Raw genomic sequence first — 16201 nt, forward strand, 5'->3', positions numbered from 1 at the left:
GACCTGACTCGATCTATTGAGATTTTCTATGATTTTAGGCTTCCCCAAATCTTGGTCTACCCTGAGTTATCTGACCGCCATCTGCTTTGCCTTACCCTTGGGGGCCATCTGCATTCAGGCATTGGTGCCAGATGAGGCGGTATTCGGTCACCTGATGCAGACTGTACTGCCTACCTATATTTTCAACACCTTGGCCTTGATGTTGTTTGTCAGCTTGGGTGCCTTGCTGATCGCCGTGCCTGCCGCCTGGTGTGTGGCCCGCTGTGATTTTCCTGGGCGCAACTGGTTTCAATGGGCGCTGCTGCTGCCCTTAGCCATGCCCGCCTATGTGGTGGCCTATGTCTATACGGATCTACTGGACTATGCCGGGCCAGTGCAGGGCTGGCTGAGGCTGGTCAATGGCTGGCAGTCGCCCATGGATTACTACTTTCCCGATGTGCGTACCTTAGGCGGCGCGTCTGTGATGCTGGCGCTGGTGTTGTTTCCCTATATCTATCTTCTGGCGCGCACCGCATTTATGGAGCAGTCGCCTAGCCTGCTGCACGCCTCCCGAGTGATGGGGGCCGACCCCTGGCGCAGTTTTTGGCGCCTGAACCTGCCTATGGCGAGGCCGGCCTTGGCGGTGGGAGCGGCTCTTGTGGCGATGGAGACGGCTGCCGATTTTGCCACGGTCAGCTACTTTGCCGTACCCACGCTAACGACGGCGGTCTACGATACCTGGCTGGGCTACGGCAGTCTGGCGGCGGCCGCTAAGTTGTCTGCCATCATCCTGTTGGTGGTCTTCTGTCTGATCGGCGCCGAGCGTTTTGCCCGGCGTAAGCAGCAGCTGTTTCAGAAACAGACACCAATCACCTCCCACGAAAGATACGCGCTATCGGGGAGTAAGGCGTGGCTGGCCAGTGGTTATTGCGCGGTGCTGCTCTTATTGGCCTTCGGCCTTCCCGTGTGGGTGTTGCTGGGTTACGCCTGGGATTACTTTGAGGTGAGTTGGAATCAGGATTTCTGGCAATACAGTTTGAACAGTCTGACGATCGCCCTGGTGGTTAGCCTGATCACCGTGATGTTTGCCTTGCTGTTGATGTTTGTCCGGCGCTGTAGCCCAAGGAAAATCGATATCTTGCCCTCGCGCCTGGCTTCTACCGGATATGCCCTGCCAGGTACAGTGCTGGCTATCGGTGTCTTAGTGCCCCTCAGCTACCTGGATTTTGCGGTGAATGATCTCTATGCCTATTTTGACTTGAATGGGCCGGGACTTATCTTCAGCGGTACTCTGTTTGTGTTAATTTTTGCCTTCGCCATCCGCTTTGCTGCCATTGCCATCGGCAGCATAGAAAACAGCTATAAACAGATCAGCCCCTCGCTGGATATGGCATCAGTGACCATGGGGATGAGGCCTGGGAGCATACTCACACGGATCCACCTGCCATTGCTGCGTAGCGGCATCTTTGCCGGCATCTTGCTGGTGTTTATCGAGTGCATGAAGGAGCTACCGGCGGCATTACTACTCAGGCCCGTCGGCTTTGAAAATCTCGCCACCTATGTCTATCAGTTTGTCTCAGATGAGCAGCTCGAGCAGGGGGCCCTGGGGGCCATAGTGATCGTCTTGGTAGGTCTGGTTCCACTCATCTATCTCAATCGTTCCCTGGAGCAAGGTAACTAAAATGTCGACTCTTACCATAGAACAAGTGCATAGCGATTATCAGGGGCAGGCGATACTGAAAGGCTTAGATCTCGTGTTGCATCAGGGGGAAATAGCCGCCCTTCTCGGGCCCAGTGGCTGTGGCAAGACCACGCTACTCAAAGCGATAGCCGGATTACAGCCTATCTCTCAGGGACGCATCAGTATCAATGGCCGACTATTGTCTGGTCCGGATGTTTTTGTGCCCAGCGAGCAGCGTGAGGTCGGCATGATCTTTCAAGATTACGCCCTGTTTCCTCACCTGACCGTAGCCGAGAACATACTTTTTGGTGTCAAAGGGTTAGACAAGTCTGGCAGGCAGTCGCGGCTCAGTGAGATGTTGGCGCTGGTTAAGCTGGAAGGTCTAGGTGGGCGTTATCCCCACGAGCTCTCCGGTGGTCAGCAGCAGCGGGTGTCGATTGCTCGGGCACTCGCCTATGAGCCGGAGCTGCTGCTACTCGATGAGCCCTTTTCTAATATCGATGCTAAGGTGCGCGGCGAGATGATGGTGGAGATCCGCGAGATCTTAAAACAGCGCGGGGTCAGTGCTGTGTTCGTGACCCATAGTAAGGATGAGGCCTTCGTCTTTGCCGACAAGCTGGCGCTGTTTAAAGAGGGGGCTATCGCGCAATACGGTGATGCAGAGGCCCTCTATGCCTTGCCTGCCGACAAGTATGTGGCGGAATTTCTCGGTCAGGTGAATTATCTCAGCTGTGAGGTGAGTGCGCGTAATAGGCTAAATACCTTGCTGGGCGAGGTGCAAAGCAGTAGTGACTTGGACAAGGCCAAAGGCTATCGCGGTGAGCTCTTGCTGCGCCCAGAGCAGCTGCAGATAGCAGAGGATGAGCGAGGGGAGGGCACTATAATAGCGCGGCGCTTCCTCGGTAACCTCTGCCACTACAGTATCTTGATTGGCGAGGAGGTATTGGCGGTGCGCTCGCCTTTGCATCATTTCACAGAGGGGCAGAATGTTGCCCTGTCGGTGACGCCTCATCCGGCGGTATTGTTCTAAACTGGGCTGATGTAACACTTTTGTGAAGCGCATTTACGTCTTGCTATGGTTGCCAACTTAAAAAAAAGTTAATCTAGCCATTAAATGACGTTTCGCTTTAACGGTTTGTGGGTTGTGTAATACTAATTATCGCTAAAGTTTCGGATAATAGCGCCGAAATTGAGACTGACGAAGGGTAGGTTTATTTATGGATAATCTGGTTATGCCACGTGAACAGCTGGGTGTGTGTGCCGAAGGAAATTTACATAGCGTGTATCTGATGTTCAACGCCAATGATGGCGTCGAGTCTCAGCTGCGCCCCTGCGTCGCCAATGTCGCTCAGTATATCTATGAATTGGCCGACCAGTATGCCGACAGTGCCTTCAACGGCTTCGTGGCCATAGGTGCTAACTATTGGGATAGCCTCTATGGCGAGCGCAGACCTTTAGAGCTCAAGCCTTTCCCGGCCATGCATGCCGACAACCGCGATGCACCGGCCCATGAGTATGATCTCTTCGTGCATCTGCGCTGCGATCGCTACGATATCCTGCATCTGGTGGCTAACGAGGTGTGTCAGATGTTTGAAGATCTCGTCGAGTTGGTGGACGAGGAGCGGGGATTCCAGTTTATGGATACCCGAGATCTGACCGGATTTGTCGACGGCACTGAGAACCCCAAGGGACGTCATCGTCAGGATGTGGCTCTGGTGGGAGACGAAGACGAATACTTCCGAGGCGGCAGCTATATCCATGTGCAGAAGTTCGCCCATAATCTCAGCAAGTGGAATCGTCTGCCACAGAAGAAGCAGGAAGATATCATAGGCCGTACTAAGATAGACAATATCGAGTATGCCTCCGAGGACAAGCCGCTTACCAGTCATATCAAGCGGGTTAACCTGAAAGATGCCGACGGCAAGTCGATGGAGATCCTGCGTCAGAGTATGCCTTACGGTTCGATGAAAGAGCAGGGGCTGATGTTTATTTCCGTCTGTCGCAACTCGGTGAATTTCGAGAAGATGCTACACAGCATGATCCATGGTGACGGCGAGGGAAATCACGATCACCTGATGCACTTTACTCAGGCGCTGACCGGATCGGCATTCTTTGCCCCTTCGTTGGATTTTATGGAGCGCGAAGCCGATAGCTAGGGCCTAGCCCAACAAAAAACACACCTTAAGGTGTGTTTTTTTATGCTCGCTTACAAGCGGATTAGCGGTCTGGGTCCCAATAGTTGGTCGGCCGCTTGGCATAAACCTCGTCGATGGAGCGCACCTGCACCTTATTGTGCTCTGGATACACCACCACATCGTGGGGATCGCGATTGCCCAACACCATAAACAGAAAGTCGGCATCTGACTCGTTTTTTAAGGTATGGGAAATACCTGAGTTGGCGGTAAAACAGATATAGTCGCCCTGTTTAAAGGGATGTGGCTCGCCGTCGATATACAGGGTGGCTTCGCCCTGTAGCGCGTAGAGGTGCTCCTCTTCCTTGGTGTGATAATGGGCGACGGAGGAGAGTTTACCGGGTTCCAGTCGCTCCATGGTGACACCTATCTGCTGGCAACCGGCGGCATCGCCGATATGTTTCTGATGACTGGCGTATTGATCTGAGTGTTGCCAAGATTCCCAGCAAAGGTTGTTGATATTGATTATCTTATTGTTATTCATCTCGGGTCCTTAACCATCGGGTGACAGAGGGGATGGTTTGGCATCAGTGTATCCTATCGTATATACAGTATTCAATTTGAGCGTAAATAAAAAAAGACACCCTTTGGCGTTATTAGCGCAAAGGGTGTCTCTATATTTATTGCCGAGGTATTTCGCCGAGGAGTATTGCCGAGGCCAAGTTCGAGTGTGGATTAATCGGCGGACTTAATCGGCGGATTTAATCGGTGGATTTAGTCGGCGTAGTTAAACAGCGACTTCACCGTCTCGAGTGTCTTGTCCACTTCCTGAATGTTGGAAGGGCAGATAAAGATAGTATCGTCACCGGCGATGGTGCCCAGTATACCTTCGGGCTTGCCGATAGAGTCCAGCAGTCTGGCGATCAGCTGCGCAGCACCAGGGCTGGTTCTGACCACTATCATAGATTGGTTATGGTCGACGTCCAGTACTAGGTTCTTCAGCGGGCTGCCAGCCGTCGGGACCCCAAGCTCGGCGGGCAGACAGTAGACCATCTCTTGCTTGGCGTTGCGGGTGCGCACCGCGCCAAACTTGCTCAGCATACGAGAGACTTTGGATTGGTTAATGTTGTTGAAGCCCTCAGCTTGCAGGGCATTGACTATCTCGCTCTGGGAGCCAAAACGCTCCTCTTTCAAGATAGCCTTAAAGGTCTTTACAAGTTCGTCTTGATTTTTATTGGCTTGCATATCGAATTATTCTTATATTCAAAAAACTGGCTTATTTTGAATATTTTTGCGCCATTAGTCAAGCGTTATTCGGATTGTGTGAATAAAAATTCAGGTTTGTCGGGTGGGTTTTGTGGCGGTCTTGTGACGGAGCATCGCGGGCAAGGCCGGCCAGTATAACTTATATCTGTTGTAAATGGCAGCTGACTGGGACAATTCGAAATTATCTGGCCACACGACTAAGGGATAATTGAATTTTTACCGTGATTCCAGTAATGTTGCGCCATCGGTAAATCTAGATCTATATCACATAATATCCAAGAATTAACGGAGATAACTATGAAAGTTGCTGTACTTGGTGCCGCCGGTGGTATTGGCCAGGCTCTTGCCCTACTACTCAAAACTCAATTGCCTGCCGGTTCAAAACTATCCCTTTATGATATCGCGCCAGTAACCCCAGGTGTTGCTGTTGACCTAAGCCACATCCCTACTGCGGTAGAAGTAAAGGGTTTTGCGGGTGAAGATCCAACGCCAGCACTGGAAGGTGCCGACGTGGTACTTATCTCTGCTGGTGTTGCGCGTAAGCCAGGCATGGATCGCTCAGATCTATTTAACATCAACGCGGGTATCGTGAGAAACCTGGTTGAGAAGTGTGCCGCAACTTGCCCTAAGGCACTGATCGGTATCATCACTAACCCAGTTAACACGACTGTGGCTATCGCTGCCGAAGTATTGAAGGCGGCCGGTGTATATGACAAGAACCGTCTGTTCGGTGTGACTACCCTTGATGTGATCCGTTCTGAAACTTTCGTTGCCGAAGCGAAGGGCCTGAATGTTGCCGACGTTAAAGTCAATGTTATTGGTGGACACAGTGGCGTGACCATCCTGCCATTACTGTCTCAAATCGAAGGCGTAAGCTTCTCTGATGAAGAAGTGGCGGCTCTGACGACTCGTATCCAGAACGCGGGTACAGAAGTGGTTGAAGCTAAGGCGGGTGGCGGTAGCGCGACTCTGTCTATGGGTCAGGCGGCATGTCGTTTCGGTTTGTCACTGGTTCGTGGCCTACAGGGTGAAGCTAACGTTGTTGAATGTGCCTATGTAGATGGTGGCAGCGAGCATGCCGACTTCTTTGCACAACCTGTACTACTGGGTAAGAAGGGTATCGAGCAGGTACTTGCCTATGGTGAGGTTAGCGAGTTCGAAGCCAACGCACGCGACGCTATGCTAGACACGCTGAAAGCCGATATCACACTGGGTGTAGACTTTGTTAAGTAAGGCACTGTGTGAGTAAGGTTGAGTCCTGAATAAAAAAATGGAGCCAATCGGCTCCATTTTTTATGGGTAATGTTTAACTCGTCATGACAAACCGACTAACTAGTTCGTTAGTGATTACGCGCCACGGCGATTTTCGCCAGCGATATCAGGGCCTGCTTATAGTCGCTATCGGCAAGCGGATCTAACGCGCGTATGGCCTTCTCTGCTTCTTCCTGAGCACGTTTCTCTGTGTAGCTGAGGGCGCCACATTGATCCAGGGCCTTTAATATGGTGTCGATATGTTCTGTGCCGTCGCCCTTCTCGATGGCATCGCGGATCAGCTGACGCTCTACCTCGTTACCGTTGGCGATGGCGTAGATCAGCGGTAGGGTGGGTTTACCCTCGGCGAGATCGTCACCTATATTCTTGCCCAGCGCCTCTGTATCGGCTGTATAGTCCAGCAGGTCATCGGTCAGCTGGAAGGCTGTACCAAGGTATTTACCATAGTCGGCCAGGGCGGTCTGAACCTCTATGCTACTATCGGCCAGCACGCCTGCCAGACGGGTGGCGGCTTCAAATAGCTTGGCCGTCTTGCAGTAGATGACGCGCATATAGCTCTCTTCACTGGTGTCAGGGTCGTTACAGTTCATCAGCTGTAGAACCTCACCTTCGGCGAGCACGTTGGTGGTGTCGGCCAGTACCTCTAGCACCAGCATGTTTTTCAGCTCAGTCATCATCTGGAATGAGCGGGTATAGAGGAAGTCACCTACCAGTACGCTGGCACTGTTACCAAAGAGGGCGTTAGCCGTCTCGCGGCCACGTCTAAGCATGGATTCGTCGACGACATCGTCGTGTAGCAAGGAGGCGGTATGAATGAATTCGACGATTGCCGCCAACTTGACATGCGCTTCACCTTCATAGGCGATGGCGCGGGCGGCCAGAATAGACAGTAGCGGACGCATGCGTTTGCCGCCGCCGTTGATGATGTAGAATCCGAGTTGATTAATAAGGGCGACATCCGATTCCAACTGCTTATAGATAAGTTGGTCGACGGCTTTCATATCAGCGTCTGCCAGCTGACGAATGGCATTCAAATCCATATAATGGCTCTACTTTGAGGGTTGTAAGGTAATTCAGACAGCCCAAATTAAGGCGAAAAATGTTATAATTATTAGATTCTACCTAAAAAAGCCTCGCCTGACAGTAGCAGAAGAGTATTGTGCGAGTAATTCCGATCTTTTTTTGATCAAAGTGAATTAGGACTTGTCAGCCAGGCGAACTTAGCGTAAACTCCGCGACCATTGTCATTAAAGCTTTTATAGCACCCAGCCAAACAAAAAGGGTCTGCGTGCTAGAAATATCGGAGTAAAATAGCTATGTACGCTGTTTTTCAAAGTGGTGGTAAGCAACACCGTGTTGCTGAAGGCCATACTGTACGTCTAGAAAAATTAGAAGTTGCTACAGGCGAAACTATCGAATTCGACCAAGTTCTTTTGGTTGCCGATGGTGAAACTGTACACGTTGGTGCACCTTTAGTTGAAGGTGGTAAGGTTGTAGCTGAAGTGATCAGCCATGGCCGTGGCGAGAAGGTAACTATCGTTAAGTTCCGTCGTCGTAAGCACCACGACAAGAAGATGGGCCACCGTCAGTGGTTCACCGAAGTTAAAATTACAGCTATCAACGCTTAATAAGGGGTCTAACTAATGGCACATAAAAAAGCTGGCGGTTCTACTCGTAACGGCCGCGATTCAGAAAGCAAACGTCTTGGTGTTAAGCGTTTCGGTGGTGAGTCAGTTCTAGCTGGTAACATCATCGTTCGTCAACGTGGTACTAAGTTCCACGCAGGTGTTAACGTAGGTATCGGTCGTGACCATACTCTATTTGCACTAACTGACGGTAAAGTTAAGTTCGAAGTTAAAGGTCCTAAGAACCGCAAGTTCATTAGCATCGAAGCTTAATACTTAGCTACCCAAGCTAGTTTCTAAAGCCCTGCCTCTGGTGGGGCTTTATTGTTTATGAAGAATCATTACTGGTGAATGAGCCTGTATATCGCTCCAGCACCAGTCCAATATTGCCTCTGCCACTTTTGAGCTGGGGTAGTTGCATCATTGTTTTTTGGCGGTAAGTTTCGATAGGCAGTATAATCGGTCTATTGTTTGGCGCCTGGAGTTGGTATGAAGTTTGTCGATGAAGCCGTGATCAGAGTAGAAGCTGGTGATGGCGGTAGTGGATGCGTTAGTTTTCGACGCGAAAAGTATGTGCCTGATGGCGGCCCAGATGGCGGTGACGGTGGTGATGGCGGCAGTGTCTATCTGCAGGCCGATGAAAACCTCAACACCCTGATCGATTACCGTTTCGAGCGCTTTCATTTTGCCGAGCGCGGTGAGAATGGTCGTGGTCGTGACTGTACCGGTCATGGCGGTAAAGACCTTATTCTTAAGGTGCCCGTAGGGACTCGCGCCGTCGATGAAGAAACCCAGGAAGCCTTGGGGGATCTCAAGACCCATGGTCAGAAGCTGTTGGTCGCCAAGGGCGGTTTTCACGGCCTGGGTAATACCCGCTTTAAGAGCAGTACCAACCGTGCACCGCGTCAGAAGACATTGGGTACACCGGGTGAGGTGCGCAGCTTGAGACTCGAGCTGATGCTGTTGGCGGACGTGGGGCTGCTGGGTATGCCAAACGCCGGTAAGTCGACCTTCATTCGCTCCGTTTCTCGCGCCAAGCCGAAGGTTGCCGATTATCCTTTTACCACCTTGGTACCTAACCTGGGTGTGGTGACGCCAAGACATGGTCAGAGCTTCGTGATCGCCGATATTCCGGGTCTGATCGAAGGCGCAGCCGAAGGGGCCGGCCTGGGGATTCGCTTCCTCAAGCACCTCGAGCGCTGTCGCGTGCTGCTGCATATCCTGGATATCGAGCCTATCGACGGCACAGATCCTGTCGACAGTGCCCGCGCCATCGTGGGTGAGCTAGAGAAGCATTCACCTCTGCTGGCCAGTAAGCCGCGTTGGTTGGTGTTTAACAAGACTGATCTGCTGCTCGAAGAAGAGCTGCAAGAGCGTGTCGATCGCATCGTCAAAGAGCTGGATTGGCAGGGTGAGGTCTACTGTATTTCGGCCTACAACCGTGAAGGCACCCAGGAGCTGGCACTCAAGCTGATGGACTTTATCGATTCGCTGCCTGCAGAGGTCGAGGAAGATCCCGATGCCGAGGTCGAGTTCAAGTGGGACAACTATCATCAGAAGACCCAGGAAGTGGTCAACGAAGACTATGATGATGACTTCGACGATGACTTCGATGATGATGACTATGATGTCGAAATCATCTATCAAAGGTAAGTTTATTAAGCTACCCCTTTCATTCTGAGAGAATTGTGTACGCCGATACTCAAAATGATATTACCCGGCAAGTTGTCCGGGTTGCTCAACTCTTGCTAGCCTATGGTGCTGAGTCTGACCTCGTCGAAGAGATCAGCCAGCGCCTGGGTAAGGCATTAGGTCTCGCCAGCGTCGAGATCTCCATCTCCTCTAACTCCTTGGTGCTAACCAGCCTGGTGCACGGTCGCTGTATTACCACTACCCGGCGCATTCGTGAACATGGCATCAATATGACTGTTATCTGCGAGCTCCAGCGTATCTGCCTGCTGACCGAGAAGGGGATCTACGGCCTCAACGAGGTGCGCAAGCGTGTCTCTAGGATTCAGCCTAAGAGCTATCCTAGGCGCTATCTGGTGCCTATGATAGGCCTCTCCTGTGGCAGTTTCTGTCATCTGTTTGGCGGCGATACCATGGCGGTGTTGATCACCATATTAGCCTCCTCGGTCGGTATGTCTGTGCGTCTGGCGATTGCCAAGCATCATTTTAACCTGCTGGTTAACTTTGCGGTGACCGCATTTATCACCACCTTGGTGGCGCAGATGGGCTATCACCTGCAACTGACCGATACCCCTAAGCTGCCAATGGCCGCCAGCGTGCTAATGTTAGTGCCGGGCTTTCCCATGATCAATGCCATCTCGGATATGGTGAAGGGACACCTTAACGTGGGGATCTCCCGTTGGGGACACGCCACCCTGTTGACCGTCTCATCCGTCATAGGGATCACCATTGCCATGCAACTGGGAGGACTCTTCCTATGATGGAGCTCCTGCTTAAGCTGCTCAATGACGCCGCCTTCTCCGCGGTTCCGGCCGTGGGATTTGCCATGGTTTTCAATGTTCCCAGGCGTTTCTTGCCATATTGCGCCCTCGCCGGCGCCCTGGGTCACAGCCTGCGTACCCTGCTGTTGCATTTCGGCATGCCGATAGAGTGGTGCACCTTTGCCGCGGCCGCCTTGGTGGGCGTGTTGACCATAGGCTTTGCGAAGAAGCATCTGGCACCGCCTCTGATGTACGCGGTGGCAGCGATCATTCCTATGATCCCCGGAACCTATGCCTACAACACTGTGATCGCCCTGGTGCAGCTGTCTGCCCAGTCAGAGGTGAGCCCTGAGCTGACCGCCGAGGTGATCAGCAATGGCTTGAAGACCATCTTTATCTTAGGGGCGCTATCTGTCGGACTCGCCATGCCTAGTCTGCTCTATTTTCGTACCCGCCCAGTGATCTAATTCTTAACCCTAGAAACGGCATAAGACCGTTGGAGAGCCCATGAAAATAGCGATGATTGCCGCGATGGCAAATAACCGGGTTATCGGCAAAGATAATCAGATGCCATGGCATCTGCCCGAAGACCTACGCCACTTTAAACAGATGACCTTAGGCAAGCCTGTGGTCATGGGCCGCAAAACATTCGAATCCATTGGCAGACCCCTACCTGGGCGCCACAACCTGGTGGTGAGTCGACAAAAAGATCTGGTTATCGAGGGGGTGACCTGTGTGACCTCTTTTGAGCAGGCCAAGGAAGTGGTGCAAGGCTGTGAGGAGTTGGTGGTGATCGGTGGCGGTCAGCTGTACGCCGAGCTCTTACCCCAGGCGGATCGCTTGTATCTGACCGAGATCAATCTTGATGTCGAGGGAGATACCCATTTCCCTGAGTGGGACGATGGCAGTTGGCAGCTGCTCGACAGTGAATCTCACATAAATGATATAGGTTTGGAATATCGCTTTATCAATTTGGCAAAAAAATGTTAACTTATGGTGTTACCCCGAGTTGTCTTTAGGCATCACTTTAGTGATAGCTTACTGAAAAAAATAATAAATATTATAGGAGTACCCGATGCGTTTTTTACCGACTACGTTAGCTGTGGTAATTGCAGCCTCTGTTTATACTGTTCCTGCACCGGTTCAAGCCAACGATCAACTCGTTGCCAACATCTGTAACTATGTTCAGGCCGATGATAAAAACCGTTTACGTAAGAAATTAAAAGAAGCGCGCGTTAAGCTACGTAACGTGTATCAAGGGGTGAGCTGTAATGGTGACAGCCTGCTGCGTTTTGCCATGAAGAGCGGCGCCAACGACGTGGGTGAGTTTATGACCAAGCGTCTATCCACCGAAGAGTTGAGCGTGAAGGAAGCCGATGGTTTGACCGTCGTTGAGTGGGCCGAGGGTAATGGTCATGGCGGCAGCCCAATTACTGCAGCAGTCAAGGATCGCCTCGCGGGTAACTAATCTATTAAAGCGCTTTTAGCCGAGCATAAAAAAACCGGACCCTAAGTCCGGTTTTTTGTGCCTGTTTAAAGGCGCTACTGTGTCTTTAACTTTGTCTTTAGCTTTTACACCTTAAACTCGCCCACCGAGGCCTGTAACTCTTCGGCAAGCTGGGCAACCTGATGGCTCGACTGCGCCGTTTGATCGGCACCCGTGGCCGTCTCTTCGGAGATAGCCGCGATATGCTCGAGCTTCTCAGACACTTGCTGGCTCACTAGGTTCTGTTCCTGGGCGGCATTGGCAATATGGGTGCCCGAGTCATGGGCGTAGTGAACCGCATTGCTGATGCTCTCCAGGGCGACGTTGGCCTGCTCTGTCTTCTCGACACAGCTGCTTGCCTGTTCACGGCCCAGCTCCATCACGGAAACGGCTTCCTGGGTGCCCTGTTGTAACACCTGAATCATCTGCTGGATCTCTTGGGTCGAGTCTTGAGTGCGCGATGCCAGGCTGCGAACCTCATCGGCCACTACGGCAAAGCCTCGGCCTTGTTCACCGGCCCTGGCGGCCTCGATGGCGGCGTTCAGCGCCAGCAGGTTAGTCTGTTCGGCGATGCCGCGGATAACGTCTAGAATCGAGCCGATAGAGGCGCTGTCGGAGTGAACCTTGTTGATCACCTGACTCGCCTTGGCTACTTCATCGGCCAGCGCGAGTATGGTGCGCTTGTTCTCATCGGCGATGGCGCGCATATGTTGCGCCTCTTCATCGGCCTGCCTGATCTGATTCAGGGCTTCGTCGGCACTGGTGCTCACCTGCATTGCGCTAGAGCTGAGCTGTGTCGTGGCGGTTGCCACCTGATCGACCTGGTTCTTCTGCTCCTGGATGCCTGCGGTGGTTTGTGCGGTAATGGCAGAAGTCTCTTCGGCCGCGGCGGCCAATTGGTTTGAGCGATCCAGGATCCCCTGGATCAGGGTGCGCAGGCTGTCTACTAGTCGGTTACAGTTGCGAGACAGCTCGGCAAATTCGTCATGGCCGCTATCGTCCAGCTTATGGGTCAGATTGCCAGAGGCCAGGATATTGAGGGCGTTGTTGACCTTATCCAGTGAATGCTTGAGTGGGCGGATCACGGCGATGCTCACCAGCACGGCCACCACTATGGCAATCAGGACCAGCGCTAGTGTCTTATAGCTGGCACTGTCGACCTCATCGATCGCCTTGACGCTAACGGCCTGTGAGGTAGATTCAATCGCCTTGTTCAGGCTGCCCATGCTCTGATTCACCGCGGTGGCATTTGCTTCGACCGTGTTAAGCAGTTCACCTGCCTGGAGGTTGAAGTCAAGCTGTTGACCCTTACGCTTGAGGATCGAGTCAGGGCCGTTGAGCATGGTAAAGACCTTGCCTGCCTCCGCGTTGATGTTGTCTAGCATCTCTTGGTCGATGACGCCTTCCCAGTGGCGGCCCACATATTCCAGCTTGTTTTGCGCTTCGCTGATGATGTAGTCCAGCTCCTTGAGGATGGTCTCGTACTTGGATTTCTCCTTGGTATTGACCAGGTCATAGCTGCTGGTGATCAGGTTGCTGAAGCTGTTGTCTATGTTGCTGGCGGTGGCGGCAATTTCGCGCTCGGTGGGATCTTCACTGACCTCTAGATCGATAAGGTCCAGCAGCAGAGAGGCGGTATCGTCAGCCGCGACCTCTAGGCTGTCCAGGTTGTCGATTAAGGACTCCTGCGTCAGTAGCGACTGCTCTCTGGCCTGCATCATCTTGAGGCTGTTGTCGTTGAAGGACTGGTAGTTGGCTCTGAGGGACTTGATCTGGCCGCCCAGGTTGTCGCCATGGCCCTGAATGATGTGATTAAGTTGATCCAGCTCGGATATAAAGCCCTTGCTTAGGTTGGAGAATTGAGTACGAACCTGAGGCAGTTCTTTAGATTGCTTGCTATGGAAGGCCACCAGTAGCTGTTTTTCCTGTAGTGCAAGATTTTGAGTCAGGCCATTGCTGCTCTTTAGGGCTGGAAGGCTCAGGTCTTGCAAAACGAGGGTGCTGCTCTTGATGTTGTCATTGGTGACCAGAGACGCCACACCTAAGACGATAAGCAGTAAGGTGACGACACTAAATCCACCGATGACTCGAGTGGCGACGTTCAATTTCATAGGGCACTCCGGTTTTTGTTGTTATATCCCTAATTACATAACACATTCTCAGGGCAGGGCGGTGAAATCCGCTTATTTTTTTATCGGCCAAGCTAAGGCCTAGTTTAACTCTTTTTTAACTTATTTTGGGTAATTTTTTGATTCGATTCAAGGTGCCAGAGGGTTAAATAGTGGCCCCAACAGCATCCCGTATCCAGGGCTTGTAGACCCGGTTGGTCGACTTCGCCCATTAAGGCAGCCCAATGCCCAAAGACCAATGTATGGTGCTTCATAGCCCGTCCTGGTTGTTTAAACCAAGGGATCAAGCCTTCCTTCTCGCCATTCGCTGGCGGCAGCTTGCAATCGAAGTCTAATCGACCATTGCTGTAAAGAAAGCGCATTCGGGTGAGGGCGTTGATGGTATAGACGAGGCGCTCGAGCCCCTGAATCTCTGGTGACCACTCACTGACCGAGTTGGTGTACATCTTGGCGATGAGGTGTTCTATGTAGCCATCCTCTGCTAGCGCCTGTTGCACCTCGCTGGATTCTTTGAGGGCGGTCTCGGCGTCCCACTGAGGGGGAATGCCAGCATGGGCCATCAAGATGGAATGGCTCTTGTGCTCCCGAGCCAGGGGCTGCAGCCTGAGCCAATCAATGAGTTGGTTGAGATCTGGCGCGTCGAGTAAAGCGTCGAGATTATCCTTGGGGTTGACCCGTTTCACCTTGCCGTGCAGCGCCATGAGGTGCAGGTCGTGGTTGCCCAGAACAGGCTTTACCGAGCCTTCTAGCCCCTTGAGGTAACGCAGTGTCTCCAGCGATTGGGTCCCCCTGGCCACCATGTCGCCGACGACCCACAGCTCATCTTTGGAAGGGTTAAAGGCTACCTTGGCCAGCAGGGCCTGAAGTTCATCGAAACAGCCCTGAATGTCGCCTACGAAGTATGTCGCCATAGATGCTCTCGGATCGCTGTTTCGAATTAGTGCAGCAGGCCGGGGGCCGCTAGACGGAAGGGGGCGATGGGGGCCTTGAAGGTCTCGCCCTGCTCGGTCACCATCACATAGTAGCCCTGCATGACGGCAAAGGGAGTCTCGCATACCGTGCCGCTGGTGTATTGATAAGCGGTATTGGGCGCGATAGTGGGCGTCTCGCCAACCACACCGGCACCCTCGACCTTGCTCTCATGGCCATTGGCGTCTGTGATGCACCACATGCGGCTCTTAAGGGTGACCGGCTCATCCCCTAAGTTGATGATGGTGATGGTGTAGCTGAACAGGTATCTCTCTTCTTCCGGTGAAGATTGCTCTTCGATATAGTCGGTTTTGACCTCAATCCTGATTGAGGATTCGAGTTGTTTCATTCGGATCCCTAAAAGGTTAACGAGTGGGAGGCGCTATGCGCCTCCTTCATGGTTAGGCTTGGCGTTTGTCGGCCAGATGGTTGGCCATGGCGACATATTGCTGCACTGTGATCTGCTCTGGGCGCATGCTGGCATCGATGCCCAACGCGCTGAAGTCGTCATCGTTCAACAACTGCTTGAGGTTGTTACGCAGTGTCTTACGGCGCATGTTAAAGGCCGTGGTACACAGATGCCTTAGCAGATCCACATCTTTGCAGGGGTAGGGCTTCTCTTTGTAGGGCACTAGCCTTACGACGGCAGAGTCGACCTTAGGTGGTGGCGTGAAGCAGCCAGGGGGCACTTCGAGCACAGGCATCACCTGGCAGAAATATTGCGCCATCACGGTTAAACGGCCATAGGCCTTGGTGCCGGGGGCGGCTGACAGTCTCAGTACCACCTCTTTTTGCAACATGAAGTGCATATTCTCGATATGCTCGGCAAATTCGAATAGGTGGAACATCAACGGCGTGGAGATGTTGTAGGGCAGGTTGCCAAACACCTTCATCTGCTTGCCTTCTTCCACCAGTTGCATGAAGTCGAACTTCAGCGCGTCGCCCTGGTGGATCTCCAGCTTATCCTTGAGAAACGGGTGGGTCTGCAGGCGTTCCACCAGATCTTTATCCAGCTCGACTACGGTCAGCTTGTCGATGCTTTCTGCAACAGGCTCGGTAAGCGCCGCAAGGCCTGGGCCAATCTCGACCATCACGTGGTCGTTGTCGGGGGAGATGGCGCCGACGATACGATTGATCACATTGCTGTCGGTCAAAAAGTTTTGTCCGAAGCGTTTTCTCGCCGTGTGGCCTAAATGTACTTTATTACTCATT

Annotated in this window: 18 protein-coding genes; 11 read left to right on the forward strand and 7 right to left on the reverse strand. The window is 52.5% G+C overall.

The annotated features are described in order from the left end of the window. The first annotated feature begins 28 nt into the window (after nt 1-28). The 3 genes from L1D43_RS01765 (at nt 29) to L1D43_RS01775 (ending at nt 3816) form a co-directional block, all read left to right on the forward strand. Nucleotides 29-1660 (forward strand): iron ABC transporter permease, encoded by a 1632-nt coding sequence (locus tag L1D43_RS01765; RefSeq protein WP_239849719.1) that lies wholly within the window; start codon nt 29-31, stop codon nt 1658-1660. Nucleotide 1661: 1 nt separating this feature from the next. Then, complete coding sequence (locus L1D43_RS01770) at nt 1662-2690, forward strand: ABC transporter ATP-binding protein (RefSeq protein ID WP_239849720.1); 1029 nt, start codon at nt 1662-1664, stop codon at nt 2688-2690. Between the two features lie 187 nt (nt 2691-2877). Then, entirely contained in the window at nt 2878-3816 is a 939-nt protein-coding gene (locus tag L1D43_RS01775; RefSeq protein WP_239849721.1) for a Dyp-type peroxidase, read from the forward strand. Nucleotides 3817-3877: 61 nt separating this feature from the next. Here the strand turns inward: L1D43_RS01775 and L1D43_RS01780 are convergent, their stop codons facing one another. Further along, nucleotides 3878-4336 carry a cupin domain-containing protein gene (locus L1D43_RS01780; protein ID WP_239849722.1) on the reverse strand — a complete coding sequence of 153 codons (459 nt, stop codon included), beginning with the start codon at nt 4334-4336 and terminating at the stop codon, nt 3878-3880. A 230-nt stretch (nt 4337-4566) separates the two neighbouring features. Further along, a complete protein-coding gene (gene argR / locus L1D43_RS01785) occupies nt 4567-5037 on the reverse strand; it encodes a transcriptional regulator ArgR (protein WP_041510202.1) in 471 nt (156 codons plus the stop codon). A 318-nt stretch (nt 5038-5355) separates the two neighbouring features. On the opposite strand from argR, the gene mdh reads away from it, so the two are divergent. Continuing rightward, the gene (gene mdh / locus L1D43_RS01790) at nt 5356-6291 is read left to right on the forward strand and encodes a malate dehydrogenase (RefSeq protein WP_239849723.1); all 936 of its coding nucleotides are present in this window, start codon (nt 5356-5358) and stop codon (nt 6289-6291) included. A gap of 107 nt (nt 6292-6398) precedes the next feature. Here mdh and ispB read toward each other — a convergent pair whose 3' ends face one another. Next, nucleotides 6399-7370 carry an octaprenyl diphosphate synthase gene (gene ispB, locus L1D43_RS01795; RefSeq protein ID WP_041510203.1) on the reverse strand — a complete coding sequence of 324 codons (972 nt, stop codon included), beginning with the start codon at nt 7368-7370 and terminating at the stop codon, nt 6399-6401. Nucleotides 7371-7646: 276 nt separating this feature from the next. On the opposite strand from ispB, the gene rplU reads away from it, so the two are divergent. The 7 genes from rplU (at nt 7647) to L1D43_RS01830 (ending at nt 11873) form a co-directional block, all read left to right on the forward strand. Then, nucleotides 7647-7958 carry a 50S ribosomal protein L21 gene (gene rplU, locus L1D43_RS01800; protein ID WP_011864675.1) on the forward strand — a complete coding sequence of 104 codons (312 nt, stop codon included), beginning with the start codon at nt 7647-7649 and terminating at the stop codon, nt 7956-7958. A gap of 15 nt (nt 7959-7973) precedes the next feature. Beyond that, nucleotides 7974-8228, forward strand: a complete 255-nt coding sequence (rpmA, locus tag L1D43_RS01805; protein WP_011864676.1) for a 50S ribosomal protein L27 — start codon at nt 7974-7976, stop codon at nt 8226-8228. A 216-nt stretch (nt 8229-8444) separates the two neighbouring features. Further along, a complete protein-coding gene (gene cgtA, locus L1D43_RS01810; protein WP_041510204.1) occupies nt 8445-9608 on the forward strand; it encodes an Obg family GTPase CgtA in 1164 nt (387 codons plus the stop codon). Between the two features lie 35 nt (nt 9609-9643). Beyond that, nucleotides 9644-10405 (forward strand): threonine/serine exporter family protein, encoded by a 762-nt coding sequence (locus tag L1D43_RS01815; RefSeq protein WP_239849724.1) that lies wholly within the window; start codon nt 9644-9646, stop codon nt 10403-10405. Then, the gene (locus L1D43_RS01820) at nt 10402-10872 is read left to right on the forward strand and encodes a threonine/serine exporter family protein (protein ID WP_041510206.1); all 471 of its coding nucleotides are present in this window, start codon (nt 10402-10404) and stop codon (nt 10870-10872) included. The genes L1D43_RS01815 and L1D43_RS01820 overlap by 4 nt, the downstream gene beginning before the upstream one ends. A gap of 40 nt (nt 10873-10912) precedes the next feature. After that, nucleotides 10913-11395: a type 3 dihydrofolate reductase gene (gene folA / locus L1D43_RS01825; protein WP_239849725.1), complete on the forward strand. Its 483-nt coding sequence runs from the start codon at nt 10913-10915 to the stop codon at nt 11393-11395. 85 nt (nt 11396-11480) lie between these two features. Then, entirely contained in the window at nt 11481-11873 is a 393-nt protein-coding gene (locus tag L1D43_RS01830) for a DUF3718 domain-containing protein (protein ID WP_041510208.1), read from the forward strand. 104 nt (nt 11874-11977) lie between these two features. On the opposite strand, the gene L1D43_RS01835 is transcribed toward L1D43_RS01830, so the two are convergent. The 4 genes from L1D43_RS01835 to rsmA all read right to left on the reverse strand — a co-directional run bounded on the left by L1D43_RS01835 (nt 11978) and on the right by rsmA (nt 16200). Further along, nucleotides 11978-14002 (reverse strand): methyl-accepting chemotaxis protein, encoded by a 2025-nt coding sequence (locus tag L1D43_RS01835; RefSeq protein ID WP_239849726.1) that lies wholly within the window; start codon nt 14000-14002, stop codon nt 11978-11980. A 104-nt stretch (nt 14003-14106) separates the two neighbouring features. Further along, nucleotides 14107-14931, reverse strand: a complete 825-nt coding sequence (locus L1D43_RS01840) for a symmetrical bis(5'-nucleosyl)-tetraphosphatase (protein WP_239849727.1) — start codon at nt 14929-14931, stop codon at nt 14107-14109. 26 nt (nt 14932-14957) lie between these two features. Beyond that, nucleotides 14958-15338 carry a Co2+/Mg2+ efflux protein ApaG gene (apaG, locus tag L1D43_RS01845; protein ID WP_239849728.1) on the reverse strand — a complete coding sequence of 127 codons (381 nt, stop codon included), beginning with the start codon at nt 15336-15338 and terminating at the stop codon, nt 14958-14960. Nucleotides 15339-15390: 52 nt separating this feature from the next. Continuing rightward, entirely contained in the window at nt 15391-16200 is an 810-nt protein-coding gene (rsmA, locus tag L1D43_RS01850) for a 16S rRNA (adenine(1518)-N(6)/adenine(1519)-N(6))-dimethyltransferase RsmA (RefSeq protein WP_239849729.1), read from the reverse strand. Between the last annotated feature and the right edge of the window lies 1 nt (nt 16201).

The sequence above is a fragment of the Shewanella sp. Isolate8 genome (assembly GCF_022398495.1).
Classification (GTDB): Bacteria; Pseudomonadota; Gammaproteobacteria; order Enterobacterales; family Shewanellaceae; genus Shewanella; species Shewanella aquimarina.

Bases quoted from the DNA above. Each gene is read 5' to 3' on its own strand.
- rsmA (WP_239849729.1), bottom strand. From the start codon at position 16,200: ATGAGTAATAAAGTACATTTAGGCCACACGGCGAGAAAACGCTTCGGA.
- argR (WP_041510202.1), bottom strand. From the start codon at position 5,037: ATGCAAGCCAATAAAAATCAAGACGAACTTGTAAAGACCTTTAAGGCT.
- L1D43_RS01830 (WP_041510208.1), top strand. From the start codon at position 11,481: ATGCGTTTTTTACCGACTACGTTAGCTGTGGTAATTGCAGCCTCTGTT.
- rplU (WP_011864675.1), top strand. From the start codon at position 7,647: ATGTACGCTGTTTTTCAAAGTGGTGGTAAGCAACACCGTGTTGCTGAA.
- L1D43_RS01780 (WP_239849722.1), bottom strand. From the start codon at position 4,336: ATGAATAACAATAAGATAATCAATATCAACAACCTTTGCTGGGAATCT.
- L1D43_RS01770 (WP_239849720.1), top strand. From the start codon at position 1,662: ATGTCGACTCTTACCATAGAACAAGTGCATAGCGATTATCAGGGGCAG.
- L1D43_RS01765 (WP_239849719.1), top strand. From the start codon at position 29: ATGATTTTAGGCTTCCCCAAATCTTGGTCTACCCTGAGTTATCTGACC.
- rpmA (WP_011864676.1), top strand. From the start codon at position 7,974: ATGGCACATAAAAAAGCTGGCGGTTCTACTCGTAACGGCCGCGATTCA.
- apaG (WP_239849728.1), bottom strand. From the start codon at position 15,338: ATGAAACAACTCGAATCCTCAATCAGGATTGAGGTCAAAACCGACTAT.
- L1D43_RS01775 (WP_239849721.1), top strand. From the start codon at position 2,878: ATGGATAATCTGGTTATGCCACGTGAACAGCTGGGTGTGTGTGCCGAA.
- L1D43_RS01835 (WP_239849726.1), bottom strand. From the start codon at position 14,002: ATGAAATTGAACGTCGCCACTCGAGTCATCGGTGGATTTAGTGTCGTC.
- L1D43_RS01820 (WP_041510206.1), top strand. From the start codon at position 10,402: ATGATGGAGCTCCTGCTTAAGCTGCTCAATGACGCCGCCTTCTCCGCG.
- L1D43_RS01840 (WP_239849727.1), bottom strand. From the start codon at position 14,931: ATGGCGACATACTTCGTAGGCGACATTCAGGGCTGTTTCGATGAACTT.
- folA (WP_239849725.1), top strand. From the start codon at position 10,913: ATGAAAATAGCGATGATTGCCGCGATGGCAAATAACCGGGTTATCGGC.
- mdh (WP_239849723.1), top strand. From the start codon at position 5,356: ATGAAAGTTGCTGTACTTGGTGCCGCCGGTGGTATTGGCCAGGCTCTT.
- ispB (WP_041510203.1), bottom strand. From the start codon at position 7,370: ATGGATTTGAATGCCATTCGTCAGCTGGCAGACGCTGATATGAAAGCC.
- cgtA (WP_041510204.1), top strand. From the start codon at position 8,445: ATGAAGTTTGTCGATGAAGCCGTGATCAGAGTAGAAGCTGGTGATGGC.